The sequence below is a fragment of the Klebsiella sp. 18074 genome (assembly GCF_902705905.1).
GTDB classification, from domain to species: domain Bacteria; phylum Pseudomonadota; class Gammaproteobacteria; order Enterobacterales; family Enterobacteriaceae; genus Klebsiella; species Klebsiella terrigena.
On the sequence record NZ_CACSIS010000008.1, the window covers coordinates 48442 to 71566 of the forward strand.

Consider the following 23125-nt stretch of genomic DNA (forward strand, 5'->3'; position numbering starts at 1 on the left):
GCGAATGCGACCTCAAATTATTAACGTGATAGGGACTGCGGTAGTGCAGCTGGTGGAGGAAAAGGCCGATATATCGACAGTTTTTATAATCTGAAGCGTCGGCATTACCGGCTGGGAAAGATATCGCTTCATGAATATGAACGCCGGCTACAACAATGTGCCTAAAATCTGGTTGTAGTTCTGATATTGCGATCGCTCCAGCGACAAAGCCTGTTTACAAGCCAATGCCTGAAATAACGCAGTCGGTGACGCCATCGCAACAGCGCGCGATTATGACTGGTGAGCGGCCTGACTGGTCAGAAAGAACGCCGATCAATACAATGAAGCGATATTAATCGACTCTTATTAGTTTAAGTCTGCCCTGCGGCAGCTTTTTTATTTGTGCCGACAGAACGATATTCATTCTGTGGTTGGAAAAAGATGTTTCTTCAGGGGCTATTGTGTGGAGCGCTGACGTTGACATTCGCATCCGCTGAAGAGGACGGGCGTGTTGATCGCCCGAAGGGAGCCGCAGCCGGGCGATACCGGTGATAAGGCTGACCAGTTGAAGGGGACGCCCGAATAAGCCGATCCTGACCCAAAATAAGGTATCGCGCTTGAACCTTCTGTTTACTGAAGCCTGAGAGCGGACTCAAACTTCAGCTGGCGGGTCATCAATCAATTATTTGATTGGTTTACTTTCAGAAGGAAGGAAAATATTGCCGCAGTAGGGGCAGATTAACGTTATATCGTTTTTAATTCTCGACAGGCTATGCGTTGACTGGCGAGAGCAGTGTGGGCAGGTACTTTTTAACGGTCGTAATGTACGTACCTTATCTTTGAGAATAGACATGATATTTGTCCTGGTGAGCGGTTACTAACCATATACCATTGGAGAGAAAATAGCTTGCTTTATAACCACCGATCTTTCGCGGTTACTTAAACCTTAAATGTGCAGTACGGCAGCGAAGAACCGACTCCCTATAGATGTAATGTAATAAAAAATAATGGCTTACATGATTTTCCTGATTGGCGGACTCCGCTTAAACTCGCGGACGGTATAGCAGACGCCGTCCACGTCGTGGCGCGGGCAGCATCCGCGCATTGCGCGGATGCTAAAAAAAACGGGCAGCAGTCATATGACCGTTTTACTCGCCGGGCGCAGAGCACACTCAGCAAGGGATTAGATGATGAAGATAAGTATGGGCAAAGCTTTAGCTGTTATTTTAACCATCGCGCTGATGAGCGCCTGTAGCGATCTGCGCGCGGGCAGCGGGCTGACCTACCGGGCCGGTGACGACGCGTTTTATCTCAATAAGCGCTGTCTGGAAGAGATTCGCGTAAGAGATGCACTCTCGCCGGGGGTGTTCATTAAACTCAAACACAGCGTAAGCTGCTCTGAGGCGCTGAACAACGTCATCGCGGATAATATCAACAAGGACCTGGTTGTCACCTTCCAGCGGCAGGAGCTGCTAATAGCGAAAATTGGTTCGCAGATGAAAACAGAGAATGGCTTCAGCCTGTCAACTGCGGATAAAACGGTTGCCCGCAATATCTACGACTTTTATCAGCAATAACGCACCCGCCGGCGAACGAATGCCCGGCCATCGCGCACCGGACGTCCGTTCTGCCGCCATCGCGAACGACAGCGCGCGCCTTACCAGTGCTTAACCAGCGTCTCGCCAATCTCGGCAATCTGCCGGTTCCGCTCCTTCATCGAGGCCTCGGTGCCGGTTAAATAAATAATCACGATGCGCGCGGGCTGCCCGTCCGGGCCGAGAGCGGCGATAATTCCGCGCGACCCGCGGTTGCCCGCGCCGGTTTTGTCAGCGATAAACCAGCCGTGCGGCAGCGCCGAGCGCAGCAGCGGGCCGGCAACCTTATCGTCAACCATCCAGCTGCGTAGCTGCTGTCGCGATGCGGCGGAGAGTACGCTGCCGGACAGCAGATTGCGCAAGGTTTTTGCCATCGCCTGCGGCGTGGTGGTATCACGCGCGTCGCCGGGCAGGGCCTCATTAAGCTCGGTCTCCCAGCGGTCGAGGCGCGAAGTCTGGTCTCCGCTGCGGCGCAGGAAGGCGGTCAACCCCTGCGGGCCGCCGACGCTCGCCAGCAGCAGGTTAGCGGCGGTGTTATCGCTAAGAGTGATTGCCGCAGCGCACAGCCCCGCTACCGTCATGCCATCGGCGAGGTGCTTTTCGGTCACCGGGGAGTATTCAACCAGATCCTGCTGACGGTAGCGCACGCGGCGATCGAGCTGCTCCTCTCCTGCATCCACGCGCGCCAGTACCGCCGCGCAGAGCGGCACTTTAAAGGTGCTCATCATCGGGAAACGCTCGCCGGGGCGATAGCTTGTCAGCAGCCGTCCGCTGGCGATATCCAGCTCCGCGTAACCTACTCTCGCCTCAAGCAGGCGCTCAGCGGCTTTGACTTGTTTTACCGTCGCCTCATGAGACCAGGCGGGCAGGGCGAATAGGGCGAGCAGGAGGAGCGGGGCAAAAAGAGCGTGGCGCATTTCGGTGACTGTTCCTTAGTTTTTATTTCTTCACGCCGCTATGGGCAGAGCCCGGCGGCGCTCACACCTGAAAATAATGCGAAATAAGAGTTGTGAAGATTCACAATTTCTCTTTTTTCCTTCATCATTCGTCAGCTTTTAGTCGTAATAATCAATGCTTAGCTCAGTATAAGAAAGAGTTTTTTTATTTAAGGCCGGTATGAACTATAAGAATGTACTGAAGGTAGCGTTATTGCTACCAGCCGTCGGCTATCGAACGTTAATCATTGACCCCAATCCGGGAGGAACATGGTGGACCCGCTAATTAAGGTCATGCTGGTGGGGGGGAAGGCGGATGGTCTGCTGGTCAGCGTCGCCGGTACCGCAACGGAACTTTCCGTCACCGCCGCGCAATATGGCGCGAAATCCGGGCAGCCGCTGAGCTATCGGATCGTCTCGCAGACTATCGATAATGAGCGTTACTTTTTTGGCGTGTTTAGCGATACTCACGACGATACGGATAAGCTAACGCGAGTTGCGCTGACCCGGGGTATGAAGAAATCGCTATGCTGAGCCTGCACCGGACGGCAGACCACCGTCCGCTCAGGCGGCGTTCTCCCTGCGGCAGCAAATGATTTCGCGATCTTAGGGAGCACCATGATCCACCATCTCCGCATACAAAATTTCAGATCGGTAAGGGATATCGAGCTGGATCTGGGGGCGCTAAATATCGTCTTCGGGCCGAACGGCTGCGGCAAGTCCAATATCTACAAGGCTATCCATCTGCTCACCGCCTCTGCGGACGGCAAATTTTCCAGCTATATCAGCGATGAAGGCGGCCTCGAAAACATCATGTGGTCGGGAAAGAGCGCGCCCACGGCCCGCTACCCGAAACGGCTACAGATCGCCTGCCTGACGGAACAGTTCGATTATGAGCTGCAGGTCGGATTTCCGGAAAAGCTGCCGTATCCCACCCAGTTTATGCTCGATCCGATTGTCAAAGAGGAGTCTATCTGGCTGGCCGGCTTCTCCCGTCGCCCCTCGGCCAGAGTGCTGCAGCGTAAAAATCAGGCGGCGTTTCTGATTGACGTGAACGGCGAGAAAAACACCTTTACCGAAGCTATCTACGAGAATGAATCGATCTTCGGCCAGCTTGGTGAACCGCACCGCTTCCCGGAAATATCCCGCGTCCGGGAGACCATGCGCCAGTGGCGCTTTTATCACGAATTCAATATCGGCCGTCACTCCGCGCTGCGCCACCCGGCGGTGGGCTATCGCTCGCCGGTGCTGGATAGCGACGGGCACAATCTGGCCGCCGCGTTTCAGACTATTGTCGAAATTGGCGCCGTGGAGCTGCTGCACGAAATCCTCGAGAGCGCCTTTCCGGAGTGCCGTTTCTTCTGTGAAAATGAGAATTCGCGCTTTTCGATTAAGATGCGCCGCGACGGCATTTACCGGCCGCTGCTGGCGGCGGAAATGTCGGACGGCACTCTGCGCTTCCTGTGCCTGGCGGTGGCGCTGCTGAGCCCAAGGCCGCCGGCATTTCTGGCGATTAACGAACCAGAAAACAGCCTGCACCGGCAGATGTTTCCGGCGCTGGCGCGGCTGATCGTTGAAGCATCGCGCTATAGCCAGATCTGGCTGACCAGCCACTCGGCGGAGCTGACCGAACTCATCTCTTCGCTGGCGGAAAGCCAAATTTATGAGCTGGAAAACAGCGGCGGTGAGACCCGAATCAGGCGCTGATAGCCCGCCGCGCGGCGGGCATTATGCCTCAGACGGCGTTGTTATATCCCGGGGCCGGCAGCAGGGTTTTGCTGCCTTTGAGGGTAAACAGCGAAATAAGCGTAAAGCACAGCGTAATCGATCCGAGGATCAGATAGGCCTGATGGAAGCCCACCGTGTCGTACATGCGTCCCACCCATGCCGACAGCACGACGCCGGAGAGCTGTTTCGATAAGTTAAAGCCGATCAGGAACAGGGTGGCGGAGAGCTTCGGGTTAAAGGCGGAAGAGATATATTTAAAGGTGCCGACCAGCAGGAACGGAACTTCAAACATATGCAGCATTTTTAATATTACGACTTCGACCGCGCTGGTGGCGAATGAGGAGCCGAGAATGCGCACCGACATAATTATCCCCGCGGTCAGCAGCGCATTTTTCGCCCCGATGCGGTTAACAATCGCCGGAGCGCAGAACATCACCAGCGCATTCAGCAGCTCGCCGCCGGTGGTGACAAAACCAAAGACTTCGGTTCCGCGCTGCGGGCTGGAGAAGAAGCCTTTAAAGAAGTTAGCAAACTGCTGATCGAAGACGTCATAAACGCTGGCAACGCCGACCACGTAGATAATAAATCCCCAGAACCGCGGCATGCGCAGCAGCTCGGCGGCAACGCGCAGCGAGAAGGCCTGGCGGTTGGCGCCCAGCGCGTCCATCACCTGGGCGCTATTGCTGCTTTCCGGACGAGAAAACCACAGCAGCACCCCGAGCGCCAGCGCGAAGCCGGAGGCAATCCAGAAGGTAATATTCGGGTCGATGCCAAACAGGATCCCGGTAATCGACGCGCAGATAGCCCAGCCGACGCAGCCGGCTACGCGCACCTTGCCGTATTCAAACCGGTTGGCGCGGCTGACGCGTTCGATATAGGCTTCGACCGCCCCGGAGCCGCTGGAAAAGACGATCCCCAGATAGACGCCGCCCACCAGCGCCCCGAGGATAATATTCATCTGCAGCAGCGGTGAAAAGACGAATATAAAGAACGGGGCGAACAGAATTAATAACACCACGATCGTCCACAGCAGATGCTTGCGCAGTCCGAGCTTGTCAGAGATCAGGCCAAATATCGGTTGGCAGATAATGGCGAATAGCGAAATTGAGGAGAAGACGATCCCGGTTTCCGTTTTGGTTAAATGGTTAACGTCCGCCAGCCACACCGGGAAAAAGGGAAAATAGGCCGACATAATGAAGTAATAGAAGAAAAAGAACAGCATGAAATAGATAAAGTTATGCCGTTCTCGCGGCGCGAGTTCAGAGAATTTCATAGAGAGATTCCATTTTTATTATGCCTGTAGGGTTGGGGGCGTGACGCCCCGTTTATACCGCTCATACTTCAGGTTGCATGTGCGCTGCTTTTCCTCGCTCATCCCGGCCGCTGACGTCAGTAAGCGGTCGGGTTCCCTGCCTGCAACTCGAATTACTTCGGGTTTATACCGTCATGATCCAGGCGGCCGGCGGGCGATTCGCTTGCTGAATCACCCGCGGCGTAGCCCGATTATTCCGGGTTTATTACTGGAAATGAATGCTTATCTGATACTGCCACTGCGTCTCCTGAAGCAGCCACTGCGGCAAAACGCTCGGGGTCCAGGAGTCATCGCCGCCGACGCCCATATGCCGGCCGTCGAGGGTGATCCAGACGCCGCTCTCCGGACGCATCAGGTGCCAGTGGTCGGTCGCCATCAGCTGCGCGGTGCCGTAGGGCTGCACCGAGAAGTGGAAGTGGCCCGCGACGTGCCAGCGTCCCCAGTCCAGCGCGGTGCTATCGCAGCGCAGGCCGTTCTCGGTGGGGAAGATGTACGGCGTGCTCATCTCCGCAAGGGGCAGCTGCCAGCGGGAGAACTCCGCGCTGCTCCGGCGATCCGGGTAGTTTTCATGGGGGCCGTAGCCGAGCCACGAGACCGGCTGCTGCTGATCGGCAACCTGGAAATTGAGGCCGACTCGCGGCAGCGGCGGCAGGGTACCGGCGCGCTCGCCGTCCACAGCCAGGTGTAAGCGGCCTTCGCTATCAAAGGTCATACGCCAGCTGCTGACGATGACTACTTCATCGCCGCGCAGATAGTGCCAGCGGCTGTCGATGACCACCTCATGGGCCAGACGCTGGGCTTCGCAGCGAACGCAGCGCGCTTCAAGGTCGTACAGCCCGGCGCTTTTCCAGCGCTCAACCCAGGCGTTAGGGTCGATGCGTTCCACTTCGCTGACGCCGATATCGTTATCCAGCGGGGCGCGAACAAACTGGTCGCGCAGCGGGGTCAGCAGCTGCTCCTCGCCGTCGGCGCGCCACTGGCTGAGCAGGCCGCTTTGCCGATCGACGGTCCACTGTTGCGATCCCTGGCTGACGACGTAGAAAGACTCATCGATCTCCAGCGCCGGCGCGCTGCCGGTAGGCGCCGGTTTGGCGAGCGTCAGCGGGGCGGCGAGGGCAAACTGCTGCCAGGCGACGCGGTGTTCGGCCGGCGACCAGGCGGTAGCCTGCGGCTGAACCACCTCCAGCAGCAGCCAGACCTCTTTCGCACCCGGAGGCAGAGTCAGGGTATCGCACAGCGTCAGATCCGCCTCGCCCTGCGGGGAGAGGTCGAGGGTGACGCTGCCGCTGGCGACGGTTTCGCCCGCTGACTGCACCTGCCAGCGTAGCTCTTCATTATTGGTCGTGCGGAACAGGTATTCACTATTGACGCTGACCCGCAGCGGCGACTGCGCCAGCAGCGCGAACTGGAAGAACTGCTGGGCGTGTTTGGCCTCGACTAGCGACGGGTGCGGGCGGCGATCGGGGAAAACCAGCCCGTTCATGCAGAACTGACGGTCGTTGGGTTTATCGCCAAAATCACCGCCGTAGGCCCAGCCGGTACTGCCGTCTTCGAAGGTTTTGGTAATCGCCTGATCCGCCCAGTCCCAGATAAAACCGCCCTGCAGGCGCGGATATTCGCGAAACGCCTGCCAGTAGTCGGCGAAGTTGCCCAGGCTGTTGCCCATTGCGTGCGCGTATTCGCAGAGGATCAGCGGGCGCTGTTCGCCCGGCATGCTGATCCACTTTTTGATGCCCCATTTCGGCACCGCCGGAATGAGCTGGTCGCGCTCAACGCGGGCGTACATCGGGCAGATAATATCGGTGGCGCTGCTGTCCGCTCCGCCGCCCTCATACTGCACCGGACGAGAAGGATCGTTACGCTTGATCCAGTGGTAGAGGGCTTCATGGTTGTCGCCGCCGCCGGATTCATTGCCCAGCGACCAGATAATAATCGACGGATGGTTACGGTTGCTTTGCACCATACGCGTCACGCGGGCGCTAAACGCCGGCAGCCACGACGGGTCGTCGGAAAGGCGGTTCATCGGCACCATGCCGTGGGTTTCGATATTGGCCTCATCGACCACGTAAAGCCCGTAGCGGTTGCAGAGCTCGTACCAGCGGGAGACGTTCGGATAGTGCGAGCAGCGCACGGCGTTAAAGTTGTTCTGCTTCATCAGCAGGATATCCTGCAGCATATCCTCCTCGGTCACCACCTGGCCGCGCTGGTGATGGTGCTCATGGCGGTTAACGCCGCGGATCAGCAGCGGTTTGCCGTTAAGCAGCAAAAGCCCGTTGCTTATCTCGACCCGGCGGAATCCGATGTCCCAGGCTTCCGCTTCAATCAGCCGATCGCCTTGCCACAGCGAGACCACCGCGCGGTAGCAGTGCGGCGTTTCGGCACTCCACAGCGCCGGGCGCTCGACCGCCAGGGTTAAGCTGGCGCGCTCGGCATAGTTACCGCGCTCGTCGATGACCGGCGAACCGGGACGCTGGCGGATGCTGGCAACCTGTTGATCCTCCTGCCACAGGCTGACCTCGGCGGTCAGCGCGTCGAGCTCGCCGGCAGGCGCGGCGATGGTCAGATCGACCGCCAGCTCGCCGTCGCGGCAGAGCGCGTCCAGCCTGGGGGTGATCTGCACGTCGCTGAGGTGCTGATGGGGCTTATTGAGCAGCCACACCGAACGGAAAATGCCGCTCATGCGCCACATATCCTGATCTTCCAGCCAGCTGCCAGCGCTCCAGCGCATCACCATCACGCACAGGCGGTTATCGCCCGGCTGCAGATACGGCGAAAGGTCAAACGCGGCAGCAAGGCGGCTATCCTGGGAGTAGCCGACCCACTCGCCGTTGCACCACAGGTGGAAGGCCGAGTTGACGCCGTCGAAGATCGCCTGGGTCTGGCCTTCCGCCAGCCACTGCCGATCAACGGTAAAGGTCAGCGAGTAGCAGCCCGTCGGGTTATCTTCCGGCACGCGCGGTGGCGTGGTGTCGATGGGGTAACGGACGTTGGTGTAAATTGGCGCGTCGTAGCCTTCCATTTGCCAGTTTGAGGGAACCGGGGTGCTGCGGCTGTCCGGCAGATCGGCGTCGATCCAGCTGGCGTCAACGGCGAACGGGCTGCGGGCGTAGGAAAACTGCCACAGTCCGTCCAGCAGACGACGGCGATCGCCGGGCAGATTGTCGCGGGCGTCGGCGATATTTCGCCAGCTGGCAAAGGTCGGGTGGGCCGCTAAGCGGTTAAGGTGAGTAATGGTCTGGTTTTGCCAATCTTCACGGGCCAGCACTTCGTGGAACAGCGGAGCGCGGGCGGCGGTTGAGTCGTGTTGTTGCATACGCATACCTGACGGATAAGTGAAGGAAATGTCATTCGCTAGACAAGAATGAATGTGTTATCAGATATTTTTCCTCGTGCCGCAATATCGTTGGAAATGAAACCCATTAACGATCACGAAATGCCGGAATTAGAGCTGATTTTTGTCGTGAATTAGACATAAAATGTTAGCGTGAGACATTTAACCAATACCTACTGAATTTTGGCGACCAGGAGAGGATTATGCAGCGGCGTTCGGCAACCTTAGATGATGTGGCGAAAGAGGCCGGAGTCTCTCAGCAGACGGTCTCCCGGGTGCTGAATAATCCGGACGTGGTCTCTGACCGCACCCGCGACAAGGTGATTCGCGCGATGCAGGCGCTGCACTATGTCCCTAACCGTTCCGCCCAGCTGCTGGCGGGGAAGGCGGCGCCGTCAATAGGGCTGATCACCGCCTCGTTGACCCTGCATGCGCCATCGCAAATTGCCGCGGCGGTGAAGCTGCATGCCGGCATGCACCGGCTGGAGGTGTCGATCGCCATGCCGGAACAGACCGACTATGCCTCGCTGCAGGCGCGGCTGGACGAGTTTCGCGCCCAGCATATCCGCGGGGCCATCGTCAGCCTGCCGCTGGAGAGCAGCACCGCCGAGCGTCTGGCCGCCGAAAACCCCGATATCTCCTGCCTGTTTCTCGACGTCTCTCCAGAAACGGACGTCTCCTGCGTGCGCTTCGATCACCGTGATGGCTGCGGGGCCTGCGTGCGTCATCTGTGGGAATCCGGGCATCGGGAGTTTGGCCTGCTGGCGGGGCCGGAGAGCTCTATTTCGGCGCGAATGCGCCTCGGCAGCTGGCGCGAGGCGCTGCATCGCCTCGGCATCAGCCGGGAGGTGACGGTCTTCGGCGACTGGAGCGCGGCCAGCGGTTGGCAAAAGACCTTTGAACTGCTGCACCTTCAGCCGCGGATCAGCGCTATCGTGGTGGCCAACGATCAGATGGCGCTGGGGGTGCTCAGCGCGCTGGCGCAGCTTAACCGCACCGGCAGCAGCGCCATCTCGGTGACCGGCTACGACGATACCGCCGATAGCCTCTACTTCCAGCCGCCGCTGACCACCGTCGCGCAGAATTTCGATCTGCTGGGGAAAAGGGCCGTGGAGCTGCTGGCTCAGCAGATGGCGGCGCCGCAGATGCGGATTCGCGAACTCCTGCCCACCACGCTGATTGTGCGCCAGTCCACCTGGGCGTACGGTGCCGAGCCGGCCCGCGATCCGCTGATTGCTCAGCTAAAAACGCTGGTGGAAAAGCTTTAAGTCGGTTGGTTTAAGCTTCATTGAAGTAGAAGGTGCTAAGGTGCGCGACAGGCGTAAAGAAGGATGGACTCTTTTTTTGCGTACAATGCAAAACACAATCTATCCATGCAAGCATTTATTTACCGCCATTTCACTGGCGGTTTTTTTTCGCCCGCACTTTGCCCACGTGATGCCCACGTCGTCCGGGCGTATTTTATTTAATGCTACCATTTGCGTTCTTATTAGCCGTTTATCGGAATAAACACGCTGTTTTTGCAGCAGGCTGTGCGCCGGCTTTCCTGGGCGAGAGTTTTCAACCCAGCATAAAATGCTGTGAGGCCATGTGCGGCCAGGAAGCCTGGTGCGCTTCCCTCTGCGGCTATCTTCGCGGGTTCTGCGGGCGAGCGACAATATCGCCGCGGCTGAATTGGCAGAGTCTTATATTCTGCCCTCCTCGCAGGGTTAAATATCGCTTCGGCGATAATTGCATAATATCTGCGCCCTTAACGGGCGAAAAAAGAGAACGGTGCCGTCTGGCGCTCAAGCGTGCGGTTGCGGAATTCATAATTACCATCAATAGATGCGGCACAATCAATATAATCAAATGATTAATTGTCCAGATTTAAATTTAACCCTTTGTTACAGATGGAGTTTATTATTCAGGTAATAATTCAGGTTCTTTTACAACATTAAGGATAATCTTTCGTGAATAAATTTGTGCGTAATACCCTGATTGCCGTTGCCATCACCACCGGTTTCTCCGCCGCCGCTCAGGCTGCCAGCGCGAGCGACGTTCCGCCGGTATCTCAGGACCCGGTGGTTCAGCATCTTAAATTAAGCAATGAGCAGGTGACTAAAATAAAGGCGCTGCATCAGGAATTTGAAACCAACGTGAATAATATCAAAATTGACGGTTTCAAAGAGGGCGCGCTGGTGGAGACCATTCAGTCCGGGAAGTGGGACGACGCAAAAGTGAAGCAGCAGCTGGCGGCCTTTGGTCAGCTCGATCAGCAGGTTCGCTACTACCGTGTAAAATACTATTTTGGCGTCAATCAGGTTCTGACGGCGGACCAGCGCAGCCAGGTTAAAAAAGATCTCAGCGAAGCGCTTAATTAATCCGCTCCCGCCAGCAGTGGCGGGATCCCTTCGGGGAAGGATTGCCAAAACGGCGCCGGAATAACGCTTTGCGGCACGCTCCCTCGAGGCACTCTCTTTTGAGGCACAATGTTTGAGGCACTATGAAGAAATTCACGTTCGTCGCGCTTAGTCTGCTTGCCTTCACCAGCCTGCCGGGCTTTGCCGGCAGCAAAACGGTGGTGGAGTATGGCGTTGTGCAGCAGAGCCAGATTATCAGCAGCCAAACGCGCTCCCACCCTCTGCGTACCGTCGCCGCCGGGGCGCTAGGGGGCGTAGTGGGCCATCAGTTTGGTAACGGTAAAGGACAAACCGCCATGACCGCCGCGGGCGCGGTGGCCGGAGCCGGGGTTTCTCGTCATCGGCAAAGCCAGCAGGCCATACAGCAGCTTGAGCTGACGATCAAAATGCAGTCGGGACAATTAATTCAGGTTGTTCAGCAGGTTGACGGCAGACTGACCTTTAGTCAGGGCGATAAGGTTCGCGTTTTGACGTCCGGGAGCAATACCCGCGTCGATAAATCCGTGTAGTTAACGGTCCGGGCCGTCGCCCGTGCGTAAAAAACGTCCTCTGGTGCCGGCAGCAGAGGGCGGCTTCAGGCCGTCGCTCGTCGGGCCGTTAACGGCAGGCTAAAATCCACCGAACCCACGCTGTTCGTTGTTAACCCTATCTGTTTACTCTATTAACCAGGGGATTGATGCGCCCGACCGCGCCATGCTGTTTGCTCAGGCAGGTCAGCATCACGCTATCGGACCACTGGCATTTACTGCGCCCGCGATGGGTTGACGATGAGTTAAATAAAGCGCTGATAAGAAGCCCGACAAAAAGGGTGAACAGCGGGAATGCGAGCGAGGTTTTCACTTTATAACGGTCCTGGCGGTCAATGCGATTTTCAGTACCCTACACTAAAAATGTGACAGTTATCCCATTTGTGTTTTGTATGACCGACCCGGCCGCCGGGAATGACGACCCTTCGGCCAGCGGCTGACGATCCCAACCGGCGCGACGAACCGCGTGACTTTAGCGGCCAAAAAGCATACGATGCGTATATGTTTTATTACGGTATATATATATGGGAATCGTAAAAATTTCAGATCTGCTGCATGACGATATCCGCGACGCCAGCCGGGCCATGTCGCGATCGGTGAACGCTCAGGCCGAATACTGGATCCGCGTGGGGATGATGAGCGAACTCTATCCTGAGTTTAACCATCAGCAGATTAAGCTGCTGATGCTCAAATCAGGGTCCGACCGTCTGCTGGAGGTGATTAATGCCATCCATTCCCATTAAGACCGCCGAAGAGCTGGCTCTACAGCGCCATGCCGGGGAACTGTTAGCCGCCGTTTTTGACATGCTGGACGCGTTTATCCAGCCGGGCGTCACCACGATGGAGATTAACAATCGCGCCGAGGATTTCATCGTCAACCAGCTGCACTCCCGGCCCGCCAGCAAGGGGCAGTATGATTACCCCTACGTGCTGAACACCTCTATCAACGAGGTGGTGTGCCACGGGATGCCGAAGGAGACGGAGCACCTGAAATCAGGGACGATTGTTAACGTCGATATTACGCTTGAGAAGAACGGGTTGATTGCGGACTCCAGCAAAATGTACCTGATCGGCGACGTTTCTCCGCTCGCTCGCCGGCTGGTTAAAACGACCTATGAAGCGATGTGGAAGGGGATCAAGGTCGTGAAACCCGGCGCCACGCTGGGCGATATTGGCCATGCGATTCAATCCCATGTTGAGAAGAATGGCTACAGCGTCGTCAGGGAGTACTGCGGCCACGGCGTGGGCAAAGAGATGCATGAAGACCCGCAGGTGCTGCACTATGGTAAACCCGGCGAAGGGGCCGTTTTGCAACAGGGAATGGTCTTTACCATCGAGCCGATGGTCAACCAGGGCGACAGCAAAACGAAGCTCAAGAAAGATGGCTGGACGGTGGTGACCCGCGATAAGAAGCTCTCGGCGCAATGGGAGCACACCATCGCGGTGACCGACACCGGCTTTGAGGTCCTGACCCTGCGTCAGGGGGAAGAGCGTCAGCTATGACAGGCCGCTCCGCCGACCGCCTCATCGATAAGAGACGGTCGGCGATGAACAGGATCCCGTCAGCCATTCGCGGGATCCTGCTTTTGCTTCAGCCACAGCCCTGGCTCCTTAACGCCCTCGACCACTTTTACCAGCCTGAGACCGTCGGCCGTCAGGTTGTAAACAACCTTAACCGGCACTTCGGGATACACGGTACGCTGCACGACGCCGGCCTCTTCTAACGCCCTGAGATCCATGGTGAGCATCCGCTGAGATATGGTGGGGATATCGCGACGGAGGTCGCTAAACCTTTTCGGCTTTTCCAGCAGGTACGACACAACAAGTAAACACCAGCGGCCGCCAATGAGATTCATCGCAACTTCGACGGAACAGCCGGAGATAACGTCTTTCATCTTAATACTCAGTATAATTTATGTACCTATACTCTAAATAATTCAAGTTGCAGGACGGCGGCAAGGGAGTGAATCCCGATGAGCTTACACCAGTAAGTGATTCGGGTGAGCGAACGTAGCCAACACACATGCAACTTGAAGTATGACGAGTATATACTACAATAATGTGCCTTCTTTAAAGTATCAACTCACTTTGTTAACCTCGCGCTATACTTAAACGGTGAGGGTGTTATTGTATGAAACTTTATTATTCTCCGGGCAGCTGATCGCTTTCTCCCCATATTGCCTTGCGTGAAGCGGGTCTTGATTTTGAGCTTATTCGCGTCGATACCAAAATCCATGCCTGGGGCGCCGGGAATAACTATTATGATATTAATCCGCTGGGCTATGTCCCCGCATTAGAGACCGCCGGCGGGGATATATTCAGAGAGGGCATCACGCTTATTCAGTATATTGCTGATTTAGCACCCGCCGCCGGGCTGGCTCCCGCCAGCGGGACCCTCGAACGCTATCGCCTTGAAGAGTGGCTGGTTTTTTTCAATAGTGAAATTCATAAAGCCTTTATTCCCCTCTTTTATAGCGAGCACGGCGGGGCCTATATCAATATTGCGCGCGAGAAGCTGCTTTCGCGTTTTGCTTGGCTCGACCAGCAGCTGGCGGATAAAGCATTTATCACCGGAGCGCAGTTCTCGATTGCCGATGGCTATCTGTTCGCGCTGGTTGGCTGGGCGCAGGCGGAATGGCTGATATCGGTTTATAACCTGGATATTGACCTGACGGATTATAAAAATATTGCCGCATGGTATCAGCGGGTGCTGGCGAGACCGGCGGTCCGCGAGGCGTTAAAGGAGGAGGGCATCGACTTCCTGCCTCTCATATAATACCGCCCAGTTCCTGTGCTATTATGGCGCTCCACCAACGCTTATAGGGATGAAAGGATGTTAGAAGAATATTTTGGTAATGCTGCCACGGCAGAAGAGAAGAAACGACTCCTTGCCGTCCAGGCCGCCTTAGAAATCTCGAAAGCCGCCGTCTCTTCATCAACCGCGAATTCAGGGATCCGCAGCCAGATGGATCTGCGCAACGTGGCGCAAGAAGTGGCTTCATTAGCTGACGCTATTCAGGATGCGCTCGAAGAGAGCGAGTAAACGCAGAGTGGGCTAAGCAGCCCTCAAGGCATAAGCCCCCTGGCGTGTCGGCAGCAGGGGGCCTTCACAACAGCCCGCAACCTGCCCACGAGTAAGCGGCCTTAGCCAGCACGGCTTGATTAAAATCAGTTTTTTTTGTCAAAATCCCGCCTCAAGCATTTCGAAGTTTACGCGGACGAACAGAGCCACAGTTCAAGCACAGGGACCCGGAATGAAGTATCTATTTGCAGCAATGTTGAGTATGACCTTATCAGGATGTACGGCCGGTGATTGGATTAACGCGGCGGGTGGAATAATGCAGGCGAAAGACCAGCAGTAAAAAGACGACCGAATCAAACGTATTAAGGCTGCCAATAAAGCCGCCGGCTATTAATCACGAAAAATAATCGCCGCTGCACAGCTGAATATTATTTATCCTGAAACCACGTCTTCCCCATTTCCAGGCGCGGACGGCGTCAGGCAACCGGCGGCGGCCAGCCCGCCACTAGTACTGCGCAATATCAATAACGCTGCCGCCAGGCTATTAAATTTTATTATCCACATGCCGACAAATCTCGCCGAGCTTTATTACCGCCGCTATCAGCTGTGGCGTGGGTTCGCAGGCGCAATTAAGCCGGAGATAATGAGTCATATCCTGGCGCGGGGAGAAAAGCTGTCCCGGACTGACGCCAATTCCGGCTTCAAGCGCGGCGCGGTGCACATCAAGCGCGTTAATGGATTTGGGCAGCTCCACCCACATCAGAAATCCGGCCTGCGGAATGACCACCCGGGTCAGCGCGGGAAATTGAGCCGCTACCGTGCGGGAGATGATGTCGATGCTTTTTTGGATCCTGCTCTTCAGGCGTAAAAGGTGACGATCGTAGTCCCCTCGGGACATAAAATCGCTTACCGCCGCCTCCGTCAGCGGCGAGCCGGCCCAGTCGCTGGCCAGTCGAATTTTCATCACCTCTTCATAGTAGCGGCCCGGCGCGATCCAACCCGTACGCCAGCCTGGCGTCAGCGCTTTCGACACCGAGGAGCAGTACAGCACGGAGCCGCTGCGGTCAAATGCCTTACACGCCGGCGGACGGGCGCCATCCCCGACCAGGTCGCCATAGACGTCATCTTCAATCAGCGGAACGCCGTGTCTCTCCAGCATCGAAACCAGCTTCCTTTTGGCGGCTACCGGCATCACGGCGCCCGTTGGGTTTTGCGCGCTGGGGGAGACCAGCACCGCGGCAGGGCGATAGCTGACGATGGCCTCATTCAGCGCCGGAAGGGAGATGCCTTCCTGCGGATCGGTGGCGATTTCAAGCGCCTTGAGGCCCATTGACTCCAGAAGCAGCAATGCGCCAAACCAGGCGGGACGTTCGATCGCCACAACATCCCCGGCAACGCAGACGGCCTGTAGCGCCAGGCGTACGGCCTGAGTGGCCCCGCCCGTGACGATCAGTTCGTCGGGGCCGAAGGTCGCGCCCCACTGGACGGCCCTGCGGGCTATCTGATAACGCAGATCGGCTCTTCCCGGCGGCATGCTGTAGGTCTGTCCGCAGGCCTCCAGACGGCGACTTGCGGACTGTAGAACCCGCTGCAGCCGGGCCGCCGGCAGCCAGGCCGGATCGGGCTGCGCGGCGCCAGGCGGAACCAGGCGACTCTCCTGACCGCTAAACAGCGTTCTGGCGAGGGTCGACATATCCACGGAGACCGGAGCGGCGTTGGGGACCGCGCCAGACGCGGCTGCGGGGGTGACGAGGCTGACGTAATACCCGGAGCGCGGGCGGGCGACGATCAGCCCTTCGGCTTCCAGAAAACGCAATGCTTCCTGGGCCGTCGGGATGCTGACCTGCTCCCGTTCAGCCAGTTTGCGTACTGAAAGCAGGCGGTCGCCGGGATGAAGCGCGCCGGCAATGATGGCCTGTCGGAGCGAAAGGGCAATGCGCTGATAGCGGGGAAGCATGGGATCTGTACAGGCTGGTTTTCAATAAATCTGAATATATCCGCTTAGCGCCCGTAACGCTATTCTCGGCTGCAAATGACGAAGACACGGAGATTGCCATGAAAGCTAAAAATTTTGACCTTGCCGCCTATTTTCAGCGTATTGATTATCGCGGTTCGCCGCGAGCGGATGCCGCAACGCTGCATGACGTTATGCAGAGACAGCTATTTTCAATTCCGTTTGAGAATATCGACGTGCGGGACGGGAAAGGCGTTTCGCTGGTCGCGGAAGATATTGTCGAAAAACTGATCGGACGGCAGCGGGGCGGATATTGCTACGAAGTTAACGCGCTGTTTGCCATGGCGCTTGACGCGCTGGGGATCCCTTACCAGTTTGCCGCCGCGCGCCCGATGTTCTATCCAGCCCGCCGCCCGCGAACGCATATGGTAGTGATTGCTTTTGTTGACGGCAGGCGCTGGCTGTGCGATCTCGGGTTTGGTCATTATGGAATACGGGCGCCCGTTGACCTCGCCATTCTTGATACTGAACAGCCGCAAAATCCGGATACCTTCCGTCTCAGCCTCGATGCGACCGGCGTGTATACGCTGCAGGCGTGGGTTGATAGCGGCTGGCACAACCAATACAGTTTCGATCTCTCGCGCCACGAGCTGATCGATTTTGAGCCCGCCAACTATCTGAACTCTACCCACCCGGACACCGTGTTTGTCAGGCAATTAGTGGTCGTGTTACACCATCCCGACGGCAGAGATATTCTCTCCGGCCAGGCGCTTAAGACGATCCGCGGCCAGGAGACGCGCCAGCGGCTGCTCTCCGATGACGAGCTCCCGCATATACTGCGCGAGACGTTCAGGGTGACGGTGCCTGAGCCCGCTTCAGCGCTGGCGGATAAATCGCTCGTCAGCTGATTTTTTTGTCATCAGCGGCGGAGATTATCCGGCCTCCGCCGCTGGGCACGTGCGTTCTGATGGCGGCGTGGAGGGGATATTGACCGCCGCTTATGGCGCCAGTGCGGCCGCTGGCAGCCCTTTACCGGGGAGCCTGACCGGCCAGCGGACTTCTCCGACGCCGTTCAACTGGGGTCGGGAGAATAAAAAGCCCTGAAAAAGACGAATTCCGATAGCGTGAAGCCAGCACCACTCTGCAATGGTCTCCACGCCCTCGGCGACGACGGTGATCCCGAGGTCTTCGCAGCATCTGACCACGGATACCACAATCGCCTGCTTGGCTCCGCTCATGTGAATATTGCGCACCAGCTCGGCGTCGATCTTAATTTTATTCGGCTGGAAGCGGGTCAGAAGCGAAAGTCCAGAATAGCCGGCGCCAAAATCATCAATGGCCAGGCTCATGCCGGCCACGCGGATATCCTTCAGCACCTGCTGAAACTCGGTGAAACCGGAGATAACCTCGGTTTCGGTGACTTCTATTATAATTTGCTCCGGCTTTAGCCCGGCGTCGCGGATTTTATCCAGTAAAAACGCCACCGAGCCGGTGCGGTTATACAGCGAGCCCGGCAGCAGGTTTACCGCCAGCCGCTGCTCACCGAGGTTAATGCTGCCGGCAAGCGAAAAGGCGTAGGCTTTGGTTTCCAGATCGAAATCGTAGCGCTTCTTTTCCGGCACCGAGGAGAACATCTCCGCCGGTGAGCCGCCAGATGGGCTGCGGATCAGCGCCTCAAACGATGAGATATGGCCGCTTTCCGGCTCGACAATCGGCTGAAGCGCAAACTGGCAGGGCTGCCCGGGAGACAATTCCGACAGCGGGCAGAGCGAAGGGGTGCCACGGCTCTCCATCGTCCACAGCGCGGGATTGAGCCCTTCCGGCAGAATATAGCGCCCGCCGTGCGCGATAAAGGCCTTGATAAACTTGAACATCCGGTCATCCGCAGAGAGCGCGTTTCTGAACTCACCTAAATGGAGGATCTGTTCCGTCAACGCCCCCGGCTTGTTTAGCTGCAAATCAAACAGATGCATACCGATATCGCGAAACCGCCGGTAGGCAGAGTAATCGCGCATTAGCTCCACCACGTCGGTGTGGCGCGGGTCGTTGCGGATCTGGCTGAATAGCGCATCGACCACCTGCTCATCGCCCTCCAGGACCTGAAAAAACTGGGACCCACTAAAAATCAGGATACCGGTGACGTGGAGGTTTGTGTTTTTCTGTCGTGCCCGGCTGACGAGAGTGCTCAGGTCGGTCGGCTGCCAGGCGGGAGCTAACTGACTCCGGTAGATCAGTGTGGTCAGCATATATTTCCTTGTTGGATCGGACTAATGGGTGCCAGTCTGCGCGAGGGAATAAGTCCTGGCCCGAGGTCCTCTGACCTAAGCGGATACGGTGTTCATGCCTTTGCCAATTATCAGGGCGTGACGCTGGTCTTTTCGAACGTCGCTATCACGCTGAGAGTCGCTTACTTTACCCTGAACGGCGCGCTATTCCATGTTTATCTTAGTTCTGCCGGGCGCTTGAGGAAAACGCTCTCAGCCTGCTCGTCCGCTGGTGCATAAAGCGTGCCTGCGCGAGCGTAATAAGGTTAGTATCCACAAATTAACGAGGAGTAGTCATGAAACTGATTGGCATGCTGGATTCACCCTATGTGCGGCGCGTAGCAATATCGCTGGCGGCTTACGGCATGGCTTTTGAACACCGGCCGCTGTCCGTGTTTAGCGACTATGCGGCCTTTGCCGAGCTGAATCCGGCGGTGAAAGCCCCAACCCTGCTGCTGGATGATGGCACGGTGTTAATGGATTCCACGCTGATATTGCACTATCTGGAAGCGCAGGCGGATGCCGCCGCTAAGCTTTTGCCCGCGGATATTGCGGCGCTGGCGGAGGATAGCCGCTTGCTCGGGCTGGCGCTCGCGGCGAGTGAGAAGGCGGTGCAGCACGTTTACGAGCATCGCCTGCGGCCGGAGGAGAAAAGGCATCAGCCGTGGATAGACCGGGTCACCCGGCAGCTGCTGGCGGATTGCGCCGCATGGGAGGCCGGGCTGCAGCATCGTCAAATCAACGACGCCAGGCTGGATCAGGTCGCCATTACCAGCGCCGTGGTGTGGGGGTTCATTCAGATGATGATTCCAGAGGTGGTCAGCGCCAGCGGCTACCCGCGACTGCAGGCGATCTCTCAGCAGCTTGAGGCGCTGCCGCTGTTTGCGAAATTTCCCGCGCAGAGCTGAGCGCTGAGACGGGGTATCGAGCTTTGTCCGCGATCGCGGCGTGGCGTTCACTCTCGGCCCGGCGGGTCGGCATCGACTGCCGCCGGACGTTATCGCTGCGCTATGCGAAGGGCGGGGAAGAGGCCGCCGCTCCCGCGCGGGCCTACCTCAGCGGCATACGGTATTCGATCATCCCGCTTTTGCTGGCGATCCAGTCATAAAGCCGCTGCCCGCGCAGGTTCGTTTCATGCGTATGCCAGTAAAGGTGGGCGCAGTGCCGCTTTCTCGCCTGCCGCTGAACGTGCTCGATAAGCCGCTTACCAATCTGTTTGCCCCGCACATCAGCGCTGACAAAGAGGTCCTCCAGATAGCAGTAATCCGTGTCGGCCCACGTCGAACGGTGAAACAGGTAGTGCACCAGCCCGACGACGGTTCCGTTCTCTTTTGCCACCGCGCAGTACACCGGCTCGATGGGATTAAAGAAACGGTTCCAGGTTAGCTGGGTGGTGCTTTCCGCAATATCGACGCGATAAAACGTCTGATAGTTTTTCCATAACGCTAACCACTGCGGGTAATCATTTTCGGCAACGATCTCGACAGTAATATTGTCTGGATCGCCAGTCATTGCTGCTCTGTGCATCGCTTTTCCTTGTTTGTGTTATGACCCGATTGTCTCTGTGCCGGTGATGTTAGGGAGATTTTTGGTTCCAGATAAGTCACGCTTTTTGTATATTTATAGGATCCACTTTTACCAAAAGGACGTGGGCGCCTGTGAAAAAAACCGTTTCTCCTCTGTTTGAGGATCTGCTGTTAGAGAGCGGGACCATCAAGGATCAGGTCTATCATGCGATTCGTCGCGCTATCCTCGACGGCCGCCTGAGCGCGGGTGCAAAAATTCCCTCCAGCCGCGCGCTGGCCGAAGTGATGGGGATTTCGCGTAACTCGGTTATTGCCGGCTTTGAGCGCCTGAGCGATGAGGGCTATCTGGTCACGCGGGAGGGGGCGGGGACGTTTGTGGTCAAGCATATCCCCGACTGGCTTATCCATACGGACGACTCGGGTGGCGGGCAGGTTGACGGTCCGCCGTCGGTCGGGTCGCTTAATCCGGATATCACCGGGCTGCGGCCCCTGTGGTCAGAAAGCCAGGCCGGAGGCGGCGCAAACCGCCTGTTTGCCGTGGGCGTCGGCTGCACCGATCTCTTCCCCTACGATCTCTGGGGCCGCCTGCTGGGGAGAGTCTGGCGGCAGTCGCGCCGCGAGATTGGCCTTCACGCCAGCCCCCATGGTTATCAACCTCTGCGGCGGGTGATATGTCAGTACATTCAGTCGACGCGAGGGGTTAACTGTACGGAGGATCGCGTGATTATCGTCAACGGTATCCAGCAGGCGCTGGATATCACCGCGCGCTCGCTGCTTTCGCGTGGAGATGAGGTGTGGCTCGACGATCCCGGCTATAACGGCGCCCGCGGCGCGTTTGCCTCGGTAGGGGCAACGGTCAGGCCGGTGAGGGTCGATAGCCAGGGAATGGACGTTGAGTACGGAATGACGCATTATCCTCACGCCCGGCTGGCCTATACCGCACCCTCGCACCAGTTCCCGCTGTGCGCCACCCTTAGCCTCGCGCGCAGGCTGGCCCTACTGGCGTGGGCCGAATCCCGGCAGGCGTGGATCTTCGAAGACGATTACAATAGCGAGTTTCGCTACGCCGCGCGTTCATTGCAGGCTCTGCAGGGGCTGGATAAGCATAATCGGGTCATTTACGCCGGGACGTTCTCTAAGATGATGTATCCGGAGTTTCGCCTCGGTTTCCTGGTCGTTCCCGGTCATTTACGCGAGCAGTTTGCCACGACGAAATACTTCTCCGATCTGTGCAGCGGCTATCTTGAGCAGGCGGTGCTGGCCCGTTTTATCGCAGAAGGCCACTACGCCAGCCACGTTCGTCGGGTCCGCAAAGCCTGCTATGAGCGTAAGCTGGCGCTGGCCGCCGCCGTTGAGCGCTATCTGCCGCAGAAAATGAGCGTTCATCCGACGGATTCCGGCGTGCATCTGGTGTGCTGGCTGCACGGCGGCCTGACGGCAGAATACGTGGTGGAGAGAGCCCGCGAGCTGGGGATGGGGATCCAAACCTTTGCCCGCTACTGCCAGCGGCCGATGGCGCGGGAGGGGGTTTTGCTGGGCTTTGCCAACCATTCGCCCGCAACGCTAGAGGAGGGGATTCGCCGCCTTGCGCAGGCGCTGTGATGCTGGCCCAATGAATATGGATAAGCCGTTTCGATAAAATGCGCCGATCTGCGCAGAGACAGAGGAAAGTCGATGTTTAGTCCCTGGCTGAGCCGCTGGGCGCTTATTGCGGATGGTGAACCGGTCATGACCCATACGTCGCATCTTTTGCCGGTGTTGACCGTCAAAGAGGGCATAAAAGCGATGCTCAAGCTCACCGCCGATAGCAGTGAGCGAACCGGCTGCGAGCTGATGGCGTGGTGGGACGGGCGGGGAGCGGCGCAGGTGCTGGCTCATGAACCGGGGGCGCTTCTATTAACGCGAGCGACCGGCGAGGCGTTGCTGTCCGTCATGTCGAGAACGGGGGAGGATGAGAGGGCCTGCCGGATCGTTTGCGAAGTTGCCAGCCGTCTGCACGTCCCGCCAGCGGCGGCGCTGCCGAAGCTCACGCCCCTGGAGAGCTGGTTTGGCGATCTCGAGCCCGCCGCGCGAACTCATGGCGGCATACTGACCCGCTGCGCAGCGGTGGCGAAGGCGCTGCTGTCCGCTCCCCGCGAGGTTGTCGTACTGCACGGCGACCTGCATCACGGCAATATTCTCGATTTCGCCACTTCCGGGTGGCTGGCCATTGACCCTAAGGGCTTAATCGGCGAGCGCGGCTTTGATTTTGCCAATATATTTACCAATCCCGACCTGGCGGATCCCGCGACGCCGGTCGCCGTCAGGCCTGAGATATTTCAACAGCGGTTGCGCGTTGTGACGGAGCAGGCTGAACTCGATCGCCAGCGTCTGCTGATGTGGATAGTCGCCTGGTGCGGCCTCTCCTCCGCGTGGCTTCTTGATAGCGGAGAGCCCGCCCCGGTCACCTGATTATCCCCCGGGCCGCGGGAAGAAGGTAAGCGCTATCGCTCTGTTGCACCGAACCGGCGTTGCGGCCGGGCGCGGCGATTCAGCCTGTTCCTGCGTATC

23 protein-coding genes and 1 pseudogene are annotated in these 23125 nt (G+C 57.6%); 15 read left to right on the top strand and 9 right to left on the bottom strand.

Annotated elements, in window-relative coordinates; genetic code table 11:
• Nucleotides 1-396 precede the first annotated feature (396 nt).
• A pseudogene (locus GVK32_RS29110) lies at nucleotides 397-480 on the top strand (phage holin, lambda family); the annotation flags it as partial.
• 181 nt (nucleotides 481-661) lie between these two features.
• Here the strand turns inward: GVK32_RS29110 and GVK32_RS29510 are convergent.
• Nucleotides 662-832 (bottom strand): YnfU family zinc-binding protein, encoded by a 171-nt coding sequence (locus tag GVK32_RS29510; protein ID WP_223261804.1) that lies wholly within the window; start codon nucleotides 830-832, stop codon nucleotides 662-664.
• A 334-nt stretch (nucleotides 833-1166) separates the two neighbouring features.
• Here GVK32_RS29510 and GVK32_RS09870 point away from each other — a divergent pair, with 334 nt between their 5' ends.
• Complete coding sequence (locus tag GVK32_RS09870) at nucleotides 1167-1556, top strand: hypothetical protein (RefSeq protein WP_159868876.1); 390 nt, start codon at nucleotides 1167-1169, stop codon at nucleotides 1554-1556.
• Nucleotides 1557-1636: 80 nt separating this feature from the next.
• Here GVK32_RS09870 and blaTER read toward each other — a convergent pair whose 3' ends face one another.
• Complete coding sequence (blaTER, locus tag GVK32_RS09875) at nucleotides 1637-2491, bottom strand: TER family class A beta-lactamase (protein WP_159868878.1); 855 nt, start codon at nucleotides 2489-2491, stop codon at nucleotides 1637-1639.
• Between the two features lie 291 nt (nucleotides 2492-2782).
• On the opposite strand from blaTER, the gene GVK32_RS09880 reads away from it, so the two are divergent.
• Both GVK32_RS09880 and GVK32_RS09885 read left to right on the top strand, forming a co-directional pair.
• A complete protein-coding gene (locus GVK32_RS09880) occupies nucleotides 2783-3043 on the top strand; it encodes a hypothetical protein (RefSeq protein ID WP_128879516.1) in 261 nt (86 codons plus the stop codon).
• Nucleotides 3044-3127: 84 nt separating this feature from the next.
• Entirely contained in the window at nucleotides 3128-4216 is a 1089-nt protein-coding gene (locus GVK32_RS09885) for an AAA family ATPase (RefSeq protein ID WP_132510184.1), read from the top strand.
• Nucleotides 4217-4244: 28 nt separating this feature from the next.
• Here the strand turns inward: GVK32_RS09885 and GVK32_RS09890 are convergent, their stop codons facing one another.
• Nucleotides 4245-5510, bottom strand: coding sequence for an MFS transporter (locus GVK32_RS09890; protein ID WP_041145726.1), 1266 nt, complete (start codon nucleotides 5508-5510; stop codon nucleotides 4245-4247).
• Nucleotides 5511-5754: 244 nt separating this feature from the next.
• Nucleotides 5755-8862: a beta-galactosidase gene (locus tag GVK32_RS09895; RefSeq protein WP_159868881.1), complete on the bottom strand. Its 3108-nt coding sequence runs from the start codon at nucleotides 8860-8862 to the stop codon at nucleotides 5755-5757.
• 221 nt (nucleotides 8863-9083) lie between these two features.
• Here GVK32_RS09895 and GVK32_RS09900 point away from each other — a divergent pair, with 221 nt between their 5' ends.
• The 3 genes from GVK32_RS09900 to GVK32_RS09910 all read left to right on the top strand — a co-directional run bounded on the left by GVK32_RS09900 (nucleotide 9084) and on the right by GVK32_RS09910 (nucleotide 11791).
• On the top strand, nucleotides 9084-10148 hold the full coding sequence (locus tag GVK32_RS09900; protein ID WP_123708057.1) for a LacI family DNA-binding transcriptional regulator: 1065 nt from the start codon (nucleotides 9084-9086) through the stop codon (nucleotides 10146-10148).
• Nucleotides 10149-10832: 684 nt separating this feature from the next.
• The gene (locus tag GVK32_RS09905) at nucleotides 10833-11243 is read left to right on the top strand and encodes a Spy/CpxP family protein refolding chaperone (RefSeq protein ID WP_159868884.1); all 411 of its coding nucleotides are present in this window, start codon (nucleotides 10833-10835) and stop codon (nucleotides 11241-11243) included.
• A 122-nt stretch (nucleotides 11244-11365) separates the two neighbouring features.
• Nucleotides 11366-11791 (top strand): glycine zipper 2TM domain-containing protein, encoded by a 426-nt coding sequence (locus GVK32_RS09910; RefSeq protein WP_159868887.1) that lies wholly within the window; start codon nucleotides 11366-11368, stop codon nucleotides 11789-11791.
• A gap of 136 nt (nucleotides 11792-11927) precedes the next feature.
• On the opposite strand, the gene GVK32_RS09915 is transcribed toward GVK32_RS09910, so the two are convergent.
• Entirely contained in the window at nucleotides 11928-12122 is a 195-nt protein-coding gene (locus GVK32_RS09915; RefSeq protein ID WP_159868890.1) for a hypothetical protein, read from the bottom strand.
• A 211-nt stretch (nucleotides 12123-12333) separates the two neighbouring features.
• Between GVK32_RS09915 and GVK32_RS09920 the strand changes: the two genes are divergently transcribed.
• Complete coding sequence (locus GVK32_RS09920; RefSeq protein ID WP_159868893.1) at nucleotides 12334-12552, top strand: ParD-like family protein; 219 nt, start codon at nucleotides 12334-12336, stop codon at nucleotides 12550-12552.
• Nucleotides 12533-13312 (top strand): type I methionyl aminopeptidase, encoded by a 780-nt coding sequence (gene map / locus GVK32_RS09925; protein ID WP_134526214.1) that lies wholly within the window; start codon nucleotides 12533-12535, stop codon nucleotides 13310-13312. Before GVK32_RS09920 ends, map begins: the two co-directional genes overlap by 20 nt.
• A 59-nt stretch (nucleotides 13313-13371) precedes the next feature.
• On the opposite strand, the gene GVK32_RS09930 is transcribed toward map, so the two are convergent.
• The gene (locus GVK32_RS09930) at nucleotides 13372-13704 is read right to left on the bottom strand and encodes a helix-turn-helix domain-containing protein (RefSeq protein WP_159868896.1); all 333 of its coding nucleotides are present in this window, start codon (nucleotides 13702-13704) and stop codon (nucleotides 13372-13374) included.
• Between the two features lie 281 nt (nucleotides 13705-13985).
• On the opposite strand from GVK32_RS09930, the gene GVK32_RS09935 reads away from it, so the two are divergent.
• Nucleotides 13986-14585, top strand: a complete 600-nt coding sequence (locus GVK32_RS09935) for a glutathione S-transferase C-terminal domain-containing protein (protein WP_304623237.1) — start codon at nucleotides 13986-13988, stop codon at nucleotides 14583-14585.
• Nucleotides 14586-14642: 57 nt separating this feature from the next.
• Nucleotides 14643-14852, top strand: a complete 210-nt coding sequence (locus GVK32_RS09940) for a hypothetical protein (protein WP_041145718.1) — start codon at nucleotides 14643-14645, stop codon at nucleotides 14850-14852.
• Nucleotides 14853-15375: 523 nt separating this feature from the next.
• Here the strand turns inward: GVK32_RS09940 and GVK32_RS09945 are convergent.
• Nucleotides 15376-16788, bottom strand: coding sequence for a PLP-dependent aminotransferase family protein (locus GVK32_RS09945; protein WP_159868899.1), 1413 nt, complete (start codon nucleotides 16786-16788; stop codon nucleotides 15376-15378).
• A 98-nt stretch (nucleotides 16789-16886) separates the two neighbouring features.
• Here GVK32_RS09945 and GVK32_RS09950 point away from each other — a divergent pair, with 98 nt between their 5' ends.
• A complete protein-coding gene (locus tag GVK32_RS09950; RefSeq protein WP_159868902.1) occupies nucleotides 16887-17693 on the top strand; it encodes an arylamine N-acetyltransferase in 807 nt (268 codons plus the stop codon).
• A 90-nt stretch (nucleotides 17694-17783) separates the two neighbouring features.
• Here the strand turns inward: GVK32_RS09950 and GVK32_RS09955 are convergent, their stop codons facing one another.
• Nucleotides 17784-19031 carry a diguanylate phosphodiesterase gene (locus GVK32_RS09955; protein WP_159868905.1) on the bottom strand — a complete coding sequence of 416 codons (1248 nt, stop codon included), beginning with the start codon at nucleotides 19029-19031 and terminating at the stop codon, nucleotides 17784-17786.
• 314 nt (nucleotides 19032-19345) lie between these two features.
• Between GVK32_RS09955 and GVK32_RS09960 the strand changes: the two genes are divergently transcribed.
• The gene (locus tag GVK32_RS09960) at nucleotides 19346-19957 is read left to right on the top strand and encodes a glutathione S-transferase (RefSeq protein WP_159868908.1); all 612 of its coding nucleotides are present in this window, start codon (nucleotides 19346-19348) and stop codon (nucleotides 19955-19957) included.
• Between the two features lie 142 nt (nucleotides 19958-20099).
• Here GVK32_RS09960 and GVK32_RS09965 read toward each other — a convergent pair whose 3' ends face one another.
• Complete coding sequence (locus GVK32_RS09965; RefSeq protein WP_159869247.1) at nucleotides 20100-20561, bottom strand: GNAT family N-acetyltransferase; 462 nt, start codon at nucleotides 20559-20561, stop codon at nucleotides 20100-20102.
• Nucleotides 20562-20707: 146 nt separating this feature from the next.
• On the opposite strand from GVK32_RS09965, the gene GVK32_RS09970 reads away from it, so the two are divergent.
• Together GVK32_RS09970 and GVK32_RS09975 are read left to right on the top strand one after the other, a co-directional pair.
• Nucleotides 20708-22177, top strand: a complete 1470-nt coding sequence (locus GVK32_RS09970; RefSeq protein WP_159868911.1) for a PLP-dependent aminotransferase family protein — start codon at nucleotides 20708-20710, stop codon at nucleotides 22175-22177.
• 72 nt (nucleotides 22178-22249) lie between these two features.
• On the top strand, nucleotides 22250-23026 hold the full coding sequence (locus GVK32_RS09975) for an aminoglycoside phosphotransferase family protein (protein WP_159868914.1): 777 nt from the start codon (nucleotides 22250-22252) through the stop codon (nucleotides 23024-23026).
• Nucleotides 23027-23125 lie beyond the last annotated feature (99 nt).